At 64.3% G+C, this 12,851-nt stretch carries 14 protein-coding genes; 10 read left to right on the top strand and 4 right to left on the bottom strand.

Annotated elements, in window-relative coordinates; genetic code table 11:
• The first annotated feature begins 31 nt into the window (after nt 1-31).
• The 5 genes from CXB49_RS04320 to CXB49_RS04300 are packed head-to-tail and all read left to right on the top strand — an operon-like array spanning nt 32 to nt 5,167.
• Entirely contained in the window at nt 32-1,912 is a 1,881-nt protein-coding gene (locus CXB49_RS04320) for a chemotaxis protein CheA (RefSeq protein ID WP_101707240.1), read from the top strand.
• 19 nt (nt 1,913-1,931) lie between these two features.
• Entirely contained in the window at nt 1,932-3,155 is a 1,224-nt protein-coding gene (locus CXB49_RS04315) for an EAL and HDOD domain-containing protein (RefSeq protein ID WP_101707239.1), read from the top strand.
• 31 nt (nt 3,156-3,186) lie between these two features.
• Nucleotides 3,187-3,858 carry a tRNA (adenosine(37)-N6)-threonylcarbamoyltransferase complex dimerization subunit type 1 TsaB gene (gene tsaB / locus CXB49_RS04310; RefSeq protein ID WP_101707238.1) on the top strand — a complete coding sequence of 224 codons (672 nt, stop codon included), beginning with the start codon at nt 3,187-3,189 and terminating at the stop codon, nt 3,856-3,858.
• Nucleotides 3,855-4,298, top strand: coding sequence for a ribosomal protein S18-alanine N-acetyltransferase (gene rimI, locus CXB49_RS04305; RefSeq protein ID WP_101707237.1), 444 nt, complete (start codon nt 3,855-3,857; stop codon nt 4,296-4,298). Before tsaB ends, rimI begins: the two co-directional genes overlap by 4 nt.
• On the top strand, nt 4,295-5,167 hold the full coding sequence (locus CXB49_RS04300) for a uracil-DNA glycosylase family protein (RefSeq protein ID WP_101707236.1): 873 nt from the start codon (nt 4,295-4,297) through the stop codon (nt 5,165-5,167). Before rimI ends, CXB49_RS04300 begins: the two co-directional genes overlap by 4 nt.
• A 141-nt stretch (nt 5,168-5,308) precedes the next feature.
• On the opposite strand, the gene rpmG is transcribed toward CXB49_RS04300, so the two are convergent.
• Nucleotides 5,309-5,464 (bottom strand): 50S ribosomal protein L33, encoded by a 156-nt coding sequence (gene rpmG / locus CXB49_RS04295; protein ID WP_101707235.1) that lies wholly within the window; start codon nt 5,462-5,464, stop codon nt 5,309-5,311.
• Between the two features lie 34 nt (nt 5,465-5,498).
• A complete protein-coding gene (rpmB, locus tag CXB49_RS04290; protein ID WP_011137003.1) occupies nt 5,499-5,732 on the bottom strand; it encodes a 50S ribosomal protein L28 in 234 nt (77 codons plus the stop codon).
• Nucleotides 5,733-5,997: 265 nt separating this feature from the next.
• On the opposite strand from rpmB, the gene CXB49_RS04285 reads away from it, so the two are divergent.
• From CXB49_RS04285 to CXB49_RS04265, 5 genes are all read left to right on the top strand, one after another.
• Complete coding sequence (locus CXB49_RS04285) at nt 5,998-7,638, top strand: CTP synthase (protein ID WP_101707234.1); 1,641 nt, start codon at nt 5,998-6,000, stop codon at nt 7,636-7,638.
• 5 nt (nt 7,639-7,643) lie between these two features.
• The gene (gene kdsA, locus CXB49_RS04280) at nt 7,644-8,495 is read left to right on the top strand and encodes a 3-deoxy-8-phosphooctulonate synthase (RefSeq protein WP_101707233.1); all 852 of its coding nucleotides are present in this window, start codon (nt 7,644-7,646) and stop codon (nt 8,493-8,495) included.
• An 80-nt stretch (nt 8,496-8,575) separates the two neighbouring features.
• Entirely contained in the window at nt 8,576-9,859 is a 1,284-nt protein-coding gene (gene eno / locus CXB49_RS04275) for a phosphopyruvate hydratase (protein ID WP_101707232.1), read from the top strand.
• Nucleotides 9,860-9,863: 4 nt separating this feature from the next.
• On the top strand, nt 9,864-10,184 hold the full coding sequence (gene ftsB, locus CXB49_RS04270; RefSeq protein ID WP_101707231.1) for a cell division protein FtsB: 321 nt from the start codon (nt 9,864-9,866) through the stop codon (nt 10,182-10,184).
• A 45-nt stretch (nt 10,185-10,229) separates the two neighbouring features.
• A complete protein-coding gene (locus tag CXB49_RS04265; protein ID WP_101707230.1) occupies nt 10,230-11,999 on the top strand; it encodes a GGDEF domain-containing protein in 1,770 nt (589 codons plus the stop codon).
• 64 nt (nt 12,000-12,063) lie between these two features.
• Here the strand turns inward: CXB49_RS04265 and CXB49_RS04260 are convergent, their stop codons facing one another.
• Nucleotides 12,064-12,366, bottom strand: a complete 303-nt coding sequence (locus CXB49_RS04260) for an RnfH family protein (RefSeq protein ID WP_101707229.1) — start codon at nt 12,364-12,366, stop codon at nt 12,064-12,066.
• The gene (locus tag CXB49_RS04255; RefSeq protein ID WP_101710599.1) at nt 12,359-12,796 is read right to left on the bottom strand and encodes a type II toxin-antitoxin system RatA family toxin; all 438 of its coding nucleotides are present in this window, start codon (nt 12,794-12,796) and stop codon (nt 12,359-12,361) included. The genes CXB49_RS04260 and CXB49_RS04255 overlap by 8 nt, the downstream gene beginning before the upstream one ends.
• Between the last annotated feature and the right edge of the window lie 55 nt (nt 12,797-12,851).

The raw sequence follows: 12,851 nt of genomic DNA, 5'->3' as shown, positions 1-12,851 counted from the left end.
GCAATACAACGCAGAACGCGTGGGGTGAGATATGAGCGAATTTGGCGGCATGGAAGAGTTGCTGGGGGACTTCCTGATGGAGTCTACCGACCTCCTGTCCGATGTGGACAACAAGCTGGTCGAGCTGGAAAAGCGCCCGGAAGACAAGGCTCTGCTCAATGACATCTTCCGCGGCTTCCATACGATCAAGGGCGGCGCCGGCTTCCTCAACGTCATCCCCATGGTCAATCTGTGCCACCGCACCGAAAATCTGTTCGACAAGCTGCGCAACGGTGAAATGCACATCACGTCGGAAGTGATGGACGTCATTCTCGACGCGACCGGCATCGTCCGCGACATGTTCGGCACCCTGGGCCAGGGACGGATGCCCGGCGATGCCGATGCCCGCGTGCTGGCCGCGCTGGATGCCGCGCTGGCCGGCGAGCCGCTTGTAGCCGAACCCGCCGCCGCGCCGGCAGCGGCGCCTGCCGCTCCCGCGGCCGAAGCGGCCCCCGCCGCCGCAGGCAATGGCCCCGACTGGAACCAGCTGTATCAGGCGGTCGCGCCGGCAGCGGCGCCTGCCGCCGCGCCGGCCCCCGCAGCCCAAGCGGCTCCGGCCCCCGCTCCGACCGCGGTAGCGGCGCCCGCCGCCAAGCCCCCGGCGCCGAAACCGGCGCCGTCGAAACCGTCCGGCGGCGGCGCGCCGGCGGCCAGCGGCCCGCAGGAAAACACCATCCGCATCGACACCGTGCGTCTCGACATGGTGTTGAACCTGTCCGGCGAAATCGGCCTGACCAAGAACCGCCTGACCACGCTGCGTACCGAGATCCTGCAAGGCAACCGCGACACCAACACGCTGCGCTCGCTCGACGAGGCGATCAGCCAGCTCGACCTGTTGGTCAGCGACCTGCAGAACGCGGTGATGAAGACCCGCATGCAGCCTATCGGCCGCCTGTTCCAGAAGTATCCGCGCTTGGCGCGCGATCTGGCTCGCCAGCTGGGCAAGGAAGTGGAACTGGTGTTGTCCGGCGAGGAAACCGAACTCGACAAGACCATGATCGAGGATCTGAACGATCCGCTGGTCCACTTGGTGCGCAACGCCGTCGACCACGGCATCGAGTCGCCGGAAGACCGCGTCGCCGCCGGCAAGAAGCCTCAGGCGCTGGTGCAGCTGACCGCAGAACAGGTCGGCGACCACATCCTGATCGAGATCACCGACGACGGCAAGGGCATGAATCCCGACGCGCTGCGCCGCAAGGCCATCGAAAAGGGCCTGATCGACCAGGAAACCGCCAACTCGCTGGACGAGAAGCAGTGCCTGCAGCTGATCTTCCTGCCCGGCTTCTCGACCAAGGACCAGATTTCCAGCGTGTCCGGCCGCGGCGTCGGCATGGACGTGGTCCGCACCAACATCCAGAAGCTGAACGGCCGCATCGACATCAATTCGGTCGGCGGCGAAGGCACCCGCATCAGCATCTCGCTGCCGCTGACCCTCGCCATTCTTCCGGTGCTGGTGGTTCGCGCCTGCAACCAGCCGTTCGCGGTGCCGCTGGCGATGGTTCGCGAGATCATCACCATCGACAACAGCGCCATCCAGGAGGTTTCCGGCAAGCCGACCATCGTCGTGCGCGACGAAATCCTGCCGCTGAAGACCCTGGCCGGCCTGTTGGGCTGGGCCCCGACGCAGAAACCGCATTTCGGCGTGCTGATGCAGTCGGCGGAAAAATCGTTCATCCTGGCGATCGACTCCTTCGTCGGCCGCGACGACGTGGTGATCAAACCGTTGCAGAACATCCGCCCGAAAGGCGTCGCCGGCGCCACGCTGTCCGGCGACGGCTCCGTCGTGCTGGTGCTCGATATGGAAGATCTGCTCGCTTCCAGCGAAAACAGCAACGCCCCGGCGATACGAACAACGGATGTGATTGCCACCTGATCATCACTACGGTGCAGTTATGACCTCGAACACCGCCTTCATCGGCCGGCAGCCGGTACTGAACCGCAATCAGCAGCTCATAGGTTATGAGCTGCTTTTTCGTCCCAGCAGCGACGCCGTCGGCGTCGGCAAGCACACCGAGCTGCAAGCCGACACCGACGTGCTGGTAAACACGCTGAACAATATGGGCACCAGCTGGCTGATCGGCAACAAGCTCGCCTTCATCAACGTCGGCGAAACGATGCTGAACAGCGACTTTCTCGAGCTGTTGCCGCCGCGCCGCATCATCCTCGACTTGTCTCCCCGCATCGTGCCCAGCAACGAATTGCTGTCCCGCGCCCGCCATCTGCGTTCGATGGGCTTCGGCATCGCGCTGGACGACTTCAGTTTCGAATCGCCGGCCGCCGCCTTTCTCGAGCTAGCCAACTACGTCAAGCTGGACATACAGAATCAGGACACCACCCGCTTCCAGATGCTGGCCGCCAGGCTGCGCAGCTATCCGCTGATCCGCATCGCCGAGCGGGTGGAAACCCACGCCCAATTCCATCTGTGCAAGGAGTTGGGCATGGACGGCTTCCAGGGCTACTACTTCGCCAAACCGGAAACGCTGGCGGCCAAGGTGATACACCCGGCCTTCAACAACACGCTGGAATTGCTGAACCTGCTGCGCATGGATGCCGACATCCGCGACATCGAGCAGGTGCTGAAACGCGACGTGGCGCTGTCGTACAAGCTGCTGCGCTACGTCAACTCGGCCGCCGCCGGTCTGAACACCACGATCAGCTCCTTCTCCCACGCCGTCACCGTGCTGGGCTATCAGAAGCTGTATCGCTGGCTGACGCTGCTGCTGGTCACCGCCTCCGACGACAACAACGCGCCGCCGGCGCTGCAGAAGACCGCCGTCACCCGCGGCCGCTTCATGGAGCTGCTGGGCGTCGCGCTCGGAGAGCGCCACGACGTCAACGACAATCTGTTCATCGTCGGCCTGTTCAGCCTGCTGGACGTGCTGTTCGACATGACCATGGACAAGATCATCGAGCATCTGCAGCTGCCGGCGCCGATCACCGACGCGCTGCTTCACCAGCGCGGCGAGATGAGCCATTACCTGGAACTGGCCCGCGCCTGCGAGGACGGCTCGCTCGACGGCGTGCCGCAGTTGTGCCAGCAACTCGGCCTGTCCAGCGAACAGTTGAATCAGGCTCACATATCGGCGCTCGCCTGGGTAGAGGAACTGGGCTTATAATTCCCAACCTCGCAAGGTTGCATCAAGCCCAATGAAACTGTTAGCCCTGGACACCTCCACCACCTATCTGTCGCTGGCACTGAGCCACGGCGACGACACGCTCGTCTTCCACCAGTGCGTGGAACAGAAGCATGCGGAACGCACGCTGCCCGAAGTGTCGCGCCTGCTGGCCGAGGCCGGCGTCTCGCTGTCGTCTCTGGACGGCATCGCCTTCGGCCAGGGACCGGGCTCGTTCACCGGGCTGCGCATCGCCTGCGGCGTCGCCCAGGGCCTCGCCTACTCCGCCGACCTGCCCGTCATCGCCATCCCGACGCTGGACAATCTGGCCTGGCAGGCCGGCGACGGCCTGGTGCAAGTCTGTTTCGACGCCCGGATGAAACAGGTCTACAGCGCGCTGTACCGCACCGGCGCGGACTGGCAGAGACTGGGTGCTATCGCCGTCGTCTCGCCGGAAGACCTGTCGCTGGCCGAAGGCGCCACCATGCTGGCCGGCGATGGCTTCGACAGCTACCCGCAGCTGCTGGCCGACGCCCGCGAACGCCTGCCGCTGTCGCCCCACCCTCGTCCGCACGCCGCGGCCTATATCCGGCTGGCCGAAAGCGGCCGCTACGCCGCCGTCCACCCGCGCGAGGCCGAACTGCTCTATGTGCGCAACAAGGTGGCGCTGACCTCGGTCGAGCAGCAGCAGGCCCGCAGCCGATGAGCGCCGTCCGCCGCTTCCAGCCCGACGATCCGCAACTACTGGCCGACATGGAACAGCAGGCCACGCCGCATGGCTGGCGCGTCGGACAATACCGCGACAGCCTGGCCGCCGGCTATCCGTGCTACGGCCTGTTCGACGACGCCGACGCGCTGCTGGGCTTCGCGCTGATCATGCGCGTGCTGGACGAGGCGGAAGTTCTCAACATCGTCATCGCCAAGGAATACCAGGGCCGCGGCAATGGCCTCGCCCTGCTGCAGGCGGTGCTCGGCGATCTGCGCGACGACTGCTGCCGCCGGCTGTTCCTGGAGGTGCGCGAAAGCAATACGCCGGCGCGCCGTCTGTACCAGCGCTGCGGCTTTCACCAGTGCGGCCTGCGCAAGAACTATTACCCGGCCGCCCACGGCCGCGAACACGCGATCCTGATGGAGGCGTCACTATGAGCCGCGCCGACCTGCTGCAACAGGAAATGGGCCTGGGACCGGCCTGGCGGCCGCGCGCCGGCTGGTTCGAACAACACCCGGCGCAGCTGCCGAGCCACGCGCCAGAGGCCGGTACCGAACAAGCGGCGATGGCCGCCGCGCCGGCCGAGCCCGAGCCGCCGCACACCGGCGACGCGATAATGGCGATGCCACGGGAAACCGCGCCGGCCGTCCCACCTCCGGCCGAGATCGCGGCCGCTGCTACGGCGCAGCCGGAACCGGCCTTCGCGCCCGAGCCGTTGCGCGCCGAGGTCCGCGTCGAGTCCGCCCAGCTGGACTGGCCGCAACTGCAAAGCCAGGTGGCCGGCTGTCAGGATTGCCGGCTGTGCGAAACCCGCACCCAGACGGTGTTCGGCCGCGGCAATCCGCAGGCGCGCTGGATGCTGATAGGCGAAGCGCCCGGCGAGAACGAGGACAGGCAGGGCCTGCCCTTCGTCGGCCGCGCCGGCCAGTTGCTGGACAATATGTTGCAGGCCGCCGGACTGGACCGGGAGAAGGACGTCTATATCGCCAACGTCCTCAAATGCCGCCCGCCGGGCAACCGCAATCCCGCCCCGGACGAAATCGCCGCCTGCAACGGCTACCTGCTGCAGCAGATCCGCCATATCCAGCCGACGCTGATCGTCGCGCTGGGCCGCTTCGCCGCCCAGACGCTGCTGGAAACCGAGGATTCGATAGGCCGGCTGCGCGGCAAGGTGCACCGCTATCAGGGCGTGCCGCTGGTGGTCAGCTACCACCCCGCCTACCTGCTGCGCAATCAGCCGGACAAGGCCAAGGCCTGGCAGGACCTGCTGCTGGCGCACAAGGTGTTCCGCCAGGCCGCAAACTGACGAAACCGCCATCGGCAAAACAAAAGGCCAGTCGAGTGACTGGCCTTTTGCTTCGCGCACTTGCCGGCGAAAACCGCCGGCCAAACAAAAAACCCTTCTCCGTGCACCAGAGAAGGGCTCTTCCTACCACAGGCAACCAGCTTATTTCAGCTTGGTTTCCTTGTACAGAACGTGCTTGCGGACAACGGGATCGAACTTCTTGATCTCCATTTTTTCCGGCATGGTGCGCTTGTTCTTGGTGGTGGTGTAGAAGTGGCCGGTACCAGCAGTGGATTCCAGCTTGATCTTATCGCGCATGATGTATACCTCAGTGCTTTATCTGGTTGACCGCTTAGATCTCGCCGCGAGCGCGCAGATCAGCCAGCACGACATCGATGCCCACCTTGTCGATGGTACGCAGTGCGGCGTTGGACACGCGCAGGCGCACCCAGCGGTTTTCGCTTTCCACCCAGAACTTGCGGTATTGCAGGTTCGGCAGGAAACGACGTTTCGTCTTGTTATTGGCGTGGGAAACATTGTTCCCGGTCATCGGACGCTTGCCGGTGACTTTGCAAACTCGCGCCATGGTTAAACTCCCAAAACCGGTAAAAGCTGGCTTTATAACATAGAAAAAGCCAGAAATTCAAGCAGGACACGCACCCAAAGCTGCCGGGCGCGCTCTAATGAAACAGTCGGCGAACATTGTAACGGATTCGCCACAACGACGCGAGCACTATCGGCACTCTTTATCGCAGAGTGTTGCATTCTTTCCTGCAACAAGATGGTATCAGGTGATTCAACTCCCGCCGATTTCAGGGTAAAATCCCGGATTCCCACAGAGCCGTAATCTCATGACCAAGTACATCTTCGTAACCGGTGGCGTGGTGTCCTCCCTGGGCAAGGGCATTGCCGCCGCGTCGATCGCCGCAATCCTGGAATCCCGCGGGCTGAAAGTCACCATGCTGAAGCTCGACCCCTACATCAACGTCGACCCGGGCACGATGAGCCCGTTCCAGCACGGCGAAGTGTTCGTCACCGAAGACGGCGCGGAGACCGACCTCGACCTCGGCCACTACGAGCGCTTCATCCACGCCAAGATGAAGAAGAGCAACAACTTCACCACCGGCCAGGTGTACGAATCGGTCATCACCAAGGAACGTCGCGGCGACTACCTGGGCGGCACCGTGCAGGTGATCCCGCACATTACCGACGAAATCAAGCTGAAGATGAGCGAAGGCGCGGCCGAAGCCGATGTCGCCATCGTCGAGATCGGCGGCACCGTCGGCGACATCGAGTCGCTGCCCTTCCTGGAAGCCATCCGTCAGATGCGCTCCAACCACGGCCGCAAGAACACGCTGTACGTGCACCTGTCCTACGTGCCTTATATCGCCACCGCCGGCGAGATCAAGACCAAGCCGACCCAGCACTCGGTCAAGGAACTGCGCGAGATCGGCATCCAGCCGGACATCCTGCTGTGCCGGATGGACCGCGAGCTGCCGGAAGACGAGAAGCGCAAGATCGCGCTGTTCTGCAACGTCGAAGAGAACGCGGTGATCGGCTGCTACGATTCCGACTCCATCTACAAGGTGCCGGGCATGCTGCATGCCCAGGGCATAGATGAGATCATCGCCGAGCAACTGCAACTCGACCTGCCCAAGGCCGACCTGTCGGTGTGGAACGGCATCATCGACGCGATCCAGCATCCGGACCACAGCATCAATATCGCGATGGTCGGCAAATACGTCGATCTGACCGAATCGTACAAGTCGCTGACCGAGGCGCTGAAGCACGCCGGCATCCACACCCGCACCAACGTCAACATCGTCTACGTCGACTCGGAAGAAATCGACCGCGACGGCGCCGAGTCGCTGCGCGACATGGACGCCATCCTGGTGCCGGGCGGCTTCGGCAAGCGCGGCGTCGAGGGCAAGATCAAGGCGGTCAAGTTCGCCCGCGACAACAACATCCCCTACCTCGGCATCTGCCTGGGCATGCAGATCGCGCTGATCGAATACGCGCGCGACGTGGCCGGCATGGCCGGCGCCAACTCCACCGAGTTCGACCTCGACACCAACTTCCCGGTGGTGGCGCTGATCGACGAGTGGGTCAACCACGACGGCAAGATCGAGAAGCGCGACGAGAACTCCAATCTGGGCGGCACGATGCGCCTGGGCGGCCAGCAATGCGATCTGGCTCCCGGCTCGCTGGCGGCGCGCGTCTACGGCAATGCCGAGATCGTCGAGCGCCATCGCCACCGCTACGAAGTCAACAACTACTACATCCCGCGTCTGGAAGCGGCCGGCCTGACCATCAGCGGCCGTTCGTCCGGCCACGAGAAGCTGGTCGAGACCATCGAGCTGGCCGGCCACCGCTGGTTCTTCGCCTGTCAGTTCCATCCGGAATTCACGTCGACCCCGCGCGATGGCCACCCGCTGTTCATCGCCTACGTCAAGGCGGCGCTGGCATACCAGGCGGACAAGCAGGGAAGCTGAAGTCGATGAAACTGTGCGGGTTTGAAGTCGGCCTTGACCGGCCCCTGTTCCTGATCGCCGGTCCCAGCGTGGTGGAAAGCGAGCAGATGGCGCTGGACACCGCCGGCCGGCTGCAGGAAATCGCCTCCGGACTGGGCATTCCCTTCATCTACAAGTCGAGCTACGACAAGGCCAGCCGCCCGGCGGCCGGCGCCTTCCGCGGCTTCGGCATAGACCAGGGACTGCGCATCCTGGACGAGGTCAGGCGCCAGATCGGCGTGCCGGTGCTGACCGACGTCCACACCGAGAACGAGGTGGTGCAGGTGGCCAGCGTCGTCGACGTCGTGCAGACGCCGGCCTTCCTGGCCCACCAGGCCGACTTCATCCGCGCGGTCGCCCAATGCGGCAAGCCGGTCAACATCAAGAAGGGCCAGTTCATGGCGCCCGGCGAAATGCGGCAGGTCATCGTCCAGGCGCGCCAGGCCGCCCGCGAAGCCGGTCTGGAGGAGGACAGCTTCCTCGCCTGCGAGCGCGGCGTCACCTTCGGCTACAACAACCTGGTATCCGATATGCGGGCGCTGGCCATCATGCGCGAAGCCGACTGCCCGGTGGTGTTCGACGCCACCCACTCGGTGGAGCTGCCCGGCGGCCGCAGCGACAGCGGCGGCCAACAGCGCCAATTCGTGCCGGTGCTGGCGCGCGCCGCCGTGGCAGCCGGCGTGGCGGGCATCTTCCTGGAGACGCACCCCGCCCCCGACAGCGCCCCGTGCGACGGCGCCAACGCCTGGCCGTTGAGCCGCGTCGAGGAGCTGCTGACCACGCTCAAGGCGCTGGACGGGCTGGTCAAGCAGAATCCATGGCCTGAGCACTCGCTGTAATACACAGCCGGTAGAGTCCGCCGGGTCATCCCGGCGGACCGCCTCTGCAAGTTCAACCGAAAGCTATGAAGGGAAAGACAATGAGTTCGATCGTTGACGTAGTCGCTCGTGAAATCCTGGACTCCCGCGGCAATCCGACGGTGGAAGCCGACGTATTGCTGGAATCCGGCGTGATGGGCCGCGCCGCCGTGCCGTCCGGCGCCTCCACCGGCACCCGCGAGGCGCTGGAGCTGCGCGACGGCGACAAGAGCCGCTACCTGGGCAAGGGCGTGCTGAAGGCCGTTGACAACATCAACACCGAAATCTGCGAGGCCATCATCGGCCTGGACGCCTCCGACCAGACCTTCATCGACAAGACGCTGATCGAACTCGACGGCACCGAGACCAAGTCCCGCCTCGGCGCCAACGCCATGCTGGCCGTTTCGATGGCCGTGGCCCGCGCCGCGGCCGAAGACGCCGGTCTGCCGCTGTACCGCTACCTGGGCGGCGCCGGTCCGATGGCGCTGCCGGTGCCGATGATGAATGTCATCAACGGCGGCGAACACGCCAACAACACCCTGGACATCCAGGAATTCATGATCATCCCGGTCGGCGCGCAGACCTTCCGCGAAGCGCTGCGCATGGGCGCCGAGATCTTCCATCACCTGAAGAAGATCTGCGACCGCCACGGCTACGCCACCACCGTCGGCGACGAGGGCGGCTTCGCGCCGAACCTGGAAAGCCACGAAGACGCGATCAAGCTGATCCTGGAAGCGGTCGACGCCGCCGGCTACGTCGCCGGCCAGGACGTGATGATCGCGCTGGACTGCGCCGCCTCCGAGTTCTTCCGCGAAGGCCGCTACCACCTGACCGCCGAGAAACTGTCGCTGAGCTCGGAAGAGTTCGCCGACTACCTGGAAAACCTGGTCAACAAATACCCGATCATCTCGATCGAGGACGGCATGGCCGAGCAGGACTGGGCCGGCTGGAGCCTGCTGACCGACCGCCTGGGCCAGAAGGTGCAGATCGTCGGCGACGACGTCTTCGTCACCAATCCGAAAATCCTGGCCGAAGGCATCGCCAAGGGCGTCGCCAACTCCTTGCTGGTGAAGGTCAACCAGATCGGCACGCTGTCGGAAACCCTGAAAGCAGTTGATCTGGCCAAGCGTTCCCGCTATACCTGCGTTATGAGTCACCGCTCGGGCGAGACCGAGGACAGCACCATCGCCGATCTGGCAGTCTCCACCAACTGCATGCAGATCAAGACCGGTTCGCTGTCGCGCTCCGACCGCATGGCCAAGTACAACCAATTGCTGCGCATCGAGGAAGAGCTGGGCGACGCCGCCCACTATCCGGGCCGCGCGGCGTTTTACCATCTGAAGTGATTGCATGCGCTGGCTGACCGTGACCCTGGTATCCGTGATCCTCGCCTTGCAATGGCCGCTCTGGTTCGGCAAGGGCAGTTGGCTCAGGGTCTGGCAGCTGGACAAGCAGCTGCAGGAACAACGGGCGACCACCCAAAAGCTGGTCGCCCGCAACGCCGCCCTGGACGCAGAAGTCCGCGACCTGAAACAGGGCAGCGACGCAATAGAGGAAAGAGCTAGGAACGAACTTGGCATGATCCGCAACGGCGAGGTGTTTTTCCAGCTGCTGGACTCCAGCAAGAACACGCCGCTGGACAGGCACCCGACGGACACTCACTCCCGCTGATACCCTATGATGGCAGGCCGCCTTAAAAGCACCAAGGTTTGGGCAATGACGACACAGAACCCCATCGAAGTGGCAAGAGAAACCCTGAAGCAGCTGTCCTTACGCAAGCTGCTGCCGACGCCGGAGAACTTCGAGCGGGTCTACCACGAGTTGACGCAGACCCCGATGGCGCGCGACAACAAGTTGGCCGTGCTGTTGCTGCGCGCCCTGGAAACCCTGCCGCTGGAAAACGTCCAGTCCAAGGTCACGCTGACCCGGCTGAAACAGGTGCTGGACGAGAACCGCTGGGAGCAGGCGCCGCAGCTGATCATTGATTTCCTGCGCAGCACTTTCGCCACCCAGCAGCTGGCGCAGAGCTGGGGCCTGCTGCTGCAGAACCTGATCAAGAGCTGGGAAATCCGCCAGCCCGACCTGCCTCAACATCACAAGCAAAGCGCGCTCGAGCGCGTTTTGATCAATTACGGCAATCAGCCGGAAGAACTGAACCAGAAACTGGTCGCGTTGCTGCAGAACTGGAACGCGGCGCCGTCGGCCCGCGAGACCAGCCCGGAGCCTGAAGCCCCGGCCCCCGCGGCCTCCACTCCCGCCGACACGTCCGGCAGCTGGCAATCCTGGCAACGCACGCTGGCCTTCGCGTTGAAGCACGGCCTGGAGCCGCGGCTCGCCAGCTACCCGGACTTGGTCGACGGCCTGGAAGGCCTGCTGAAGGAGCTGGACGGCATCACCGACGATGCCGGGCTGAACGCCTTCATGCCCAAGCTCAGGGCCTTCATGATCAAGCTGGAGCTGCAGTCGCAGCAAGAAGGCCGTCTGACTTCCGGCCTGACCAGCCTGCTCCGGCTGATGCTGGACAATGTCGCCGAGCTGAACCGCTCCGACGAATACCTGCTGGGCCAGGTCGACTCGCTGCAGGAACTGCTGGCCCACGAGCCGCTGTCGATGCAGCACATCTACCAGCTGGAAACCAGCCTGAAGGAAGTGATCCGCAAGCAGGGCATGCTGAAGAGCTCGCTGGACGAGGCCGCCAGCTCGCTGCGCGCGCTGCTGGACCGCTTCGTCAGCCGGCTGGCGATGATGACCGACAGCACCGACGAATTCCACAGCAAGATACAGGCCCACAGCGAGAAACTGAAGCAGACGCCGAATGTCGACGAGCTGAGCGGCATCATAGGCGCGCTGATGGAAGACACCTCGGTGATGCAGCTGGACCTGACCCGCTCGCGCGACGAACTGGTCTCGGCCAAGGAGCAGGTGGAAGCGGCCGAGCACCGCATCAGCGAGCTGGAAAGCGCGCTGGAGGCGGCCAGCAACAAGGTCAAGGAAGACCAGCTGACCGGCGCCTACAACCGCCGCGGCCTGGCCGAATATTTCCAGCGCGAGATCGGCCGCGCCGAGCGCACCGCCGCGCCGCTGTCGGTGGCGCTGATCGACGTCGACAATTTCAAGCAGCTGAACGACCGCTACGGCCACCTGGCCGGCGACGACGCGCTGAAATACCTGGTCGACACCATCAAGCACAGCCTGCGCCCGGCCGACATCGTCGCCCGCTTCGGCGGCGAGGAGTTCGTGATTCTGATGCCGGACACGCCGGAAACCGAGGCGATCCAGACCGTGCAGCGCCTGCAGCGCGAGCTGACCAAGACCTTCTTCCTGGCCAATAACGACAAGCTATTGATCACCTTCAGCGCCGGCGTCGCGCGCTGGCATCTGGGCGAGCAGGAATCCGACGTGCTGGAGCGCGCCGACCACGCGATGTATCAGGCCAAGATCAACGGCAAGAACCGCGTCTGCTCGGCCGAGGACATGCCTAGCTGAACCGCCGGGCGCCAATCAAAAAAGGATGGCGGCAAGCCATCCTTTTTTTATCGAAGCGCCGGACTCACCCGCCCTTCTTCGTCCTCTTGCCGGCTTCGGCGCGCTGGCGGCGCACTTCCTTCGGATCGGCCAGCAGCGGACGGTAGATCTCCACCCGGTCATGCTCGCGCAGCGCGGCCTCGGGCTTGACCGCCTTGCCGAACACGCCCAGCTTCAGCGCCGCCTCGTCCAGCTCCGGGCACTGGGCCAGAATGCCGGACGCGCGCACCGCGTCCAGCGCGCAGGCGCCGGACGGCAGGCTCAAGGCCACCAGCCACTGCCGCTCCGGCCGGGCATAGGCCACCTCCACGCTCAACCGCTCAGTCATCGCCGTACTTCCTGTCCGCTTCCTTGATGAAGGCGTCCACCAACGAGCCGGAGATATGGCCGAACACCGGACCGATCAGCTTCTCCAGAATGCGGCTGGAGAACTGGTAGCGCAGGCTGAATTCTATCCTGCAGCCGAAGTCGCCCAGCGGCTTGAAGTGCCACAGGCCTTCCAGCGACTCGAACGGCCCGTCCACCAGTTCCATCCGGATCGATTCGTTCTCGACATTGTGATTGCGGGTGGTGAAGTGCTGGCGCACCTTCAGGTAATCGATATGCAGGCTGGCCACCACCTGCGCCTCATCGCGCGACAGCACCTCGGCCTTGCCGCACCACGGCAGGAAGCGGCTGTAGTGTTCGATATCGTCCACCAGCGCATACATCTGCGCCGGCGTATGCGCCACCAGGACGCTCTTTTCGACAAGCTGCATCGGCAAAACCCGGCGCCGCCGGGGTCTCGGAACTGACAATCAAGCCGCAATTCTA

This window comes from Chromobacterium sp. ATCC 53434, assembly GCF_002848345.1.
Lineage (GTDB): Bacteria > Pseudomonadota > Gammaproteobacteria > Burkholderiales > Chromobacteriaceae > Chromobacterium.
Note: the sequence above shows the minus strand (reverse complement) of the source record. Positions and strands in the feature narration are given on the sequence as shown.

Excerpts from the sequence above, each read along its gene's own strand:
- CXB49_RS04320 (WP_101707240.1), top strand. The coding sequence starts at position 32 with ATGAGCGAATTTGGCGGCATGGAAGAGTTGCTGGGGGACTTCCTGATG.
- CXB49_RS04315 (WP_101707239.1), top strand. The coding sequence starts at position 1,932 with ATGACCTCGAACACCGCCTTCATCGGCCGGCAGCCGGTACTGAACCGC.
- tsaB (WP_101707238.1), top strand. The coding sequence starts at position 3,187 with ATGAAACTGTTAGCCCTGGACACCTCCACCACCTATCTGTCGCTGGCA.
- rimI (WP_101707237.1), top strand. The coding sequence starts at position 3,855 with ATGAGCGCCGTCCGCCGCTTCCAGCCCGACGATCCGCAACTACTGGCC.
- CXB49_RS04300 (WP_101707236.1), top strand. The coding sequence starts at position 4,295 with ATGAGCCGCGCCGACCTGCTGCAACAGGAAATGGGCCTGGGACCGGCC.
- rpmG (WP_101707235.1), bottom strand. The coding sequence starts at position 5,464 with ATGCGCGATAAGATCAAGCTGGAATCCACTGCTGGTACCGGCCACTTC.
- rpmB (WP_011137003.1), bottom strand. The coding sequence starts at position 5,732 with ATGGCGCGAGTTTGCAAAGTCACCGGCAAGCGTCCGATGACCGGGAAC.
- CXB49_RS04285 (WP_101707234.1), top strand. The coding sequence starts at position 5,998 with ATGACCAAGTACATCTTCGTAACCGGTGGCGTGGTGTCCTCCCTGGGC.
- kdsA (WP_101707233.1), top strand. The coding sequence starts at position 7,644 with ATGAAACTGTGCGGGTTTGAAGTCGGCCTTGACCGGCCCCTGTTCCTG.
- eno (WP_101707232.1), top strand. The coding sequence starts at position 8,576 with ATGAGTTCGATCGTTGACGTAGTCGCTCGTGAAATCCTGGACTCCCGC.
- ftsB (WP_101707231.1), top strand. The coding sequence starts at position 9,864 with ATGCGCTGGCTGACCGTGACCCTGGTATCCGTGATCCTCGCCTTGCAA.
- CXB49_RS04265 (WP_101707230.1), top strand. The coding sequence starts at position 10,230 with ATGACGACACAGAACCCCATCGAAGTGGCAAGAGAAACCCTGAAGCAG.
- CXB49_RS04260 (WP_101707229.1), bottom strand. The coding sequence starts at position 12,366 with ATGACTGAGCGGTTGAGCGTGGAGGTGGCCTATGCCCGGCCGGAGCGG.
- CXB49_RS04255 (WP_101710599.1), bottom strand. The coding sequence starts at position 12,796 with ATGCAGCTTGTCGAAAAGAGCGTCCTGGTGGCGCATACGCCGGCGCAG.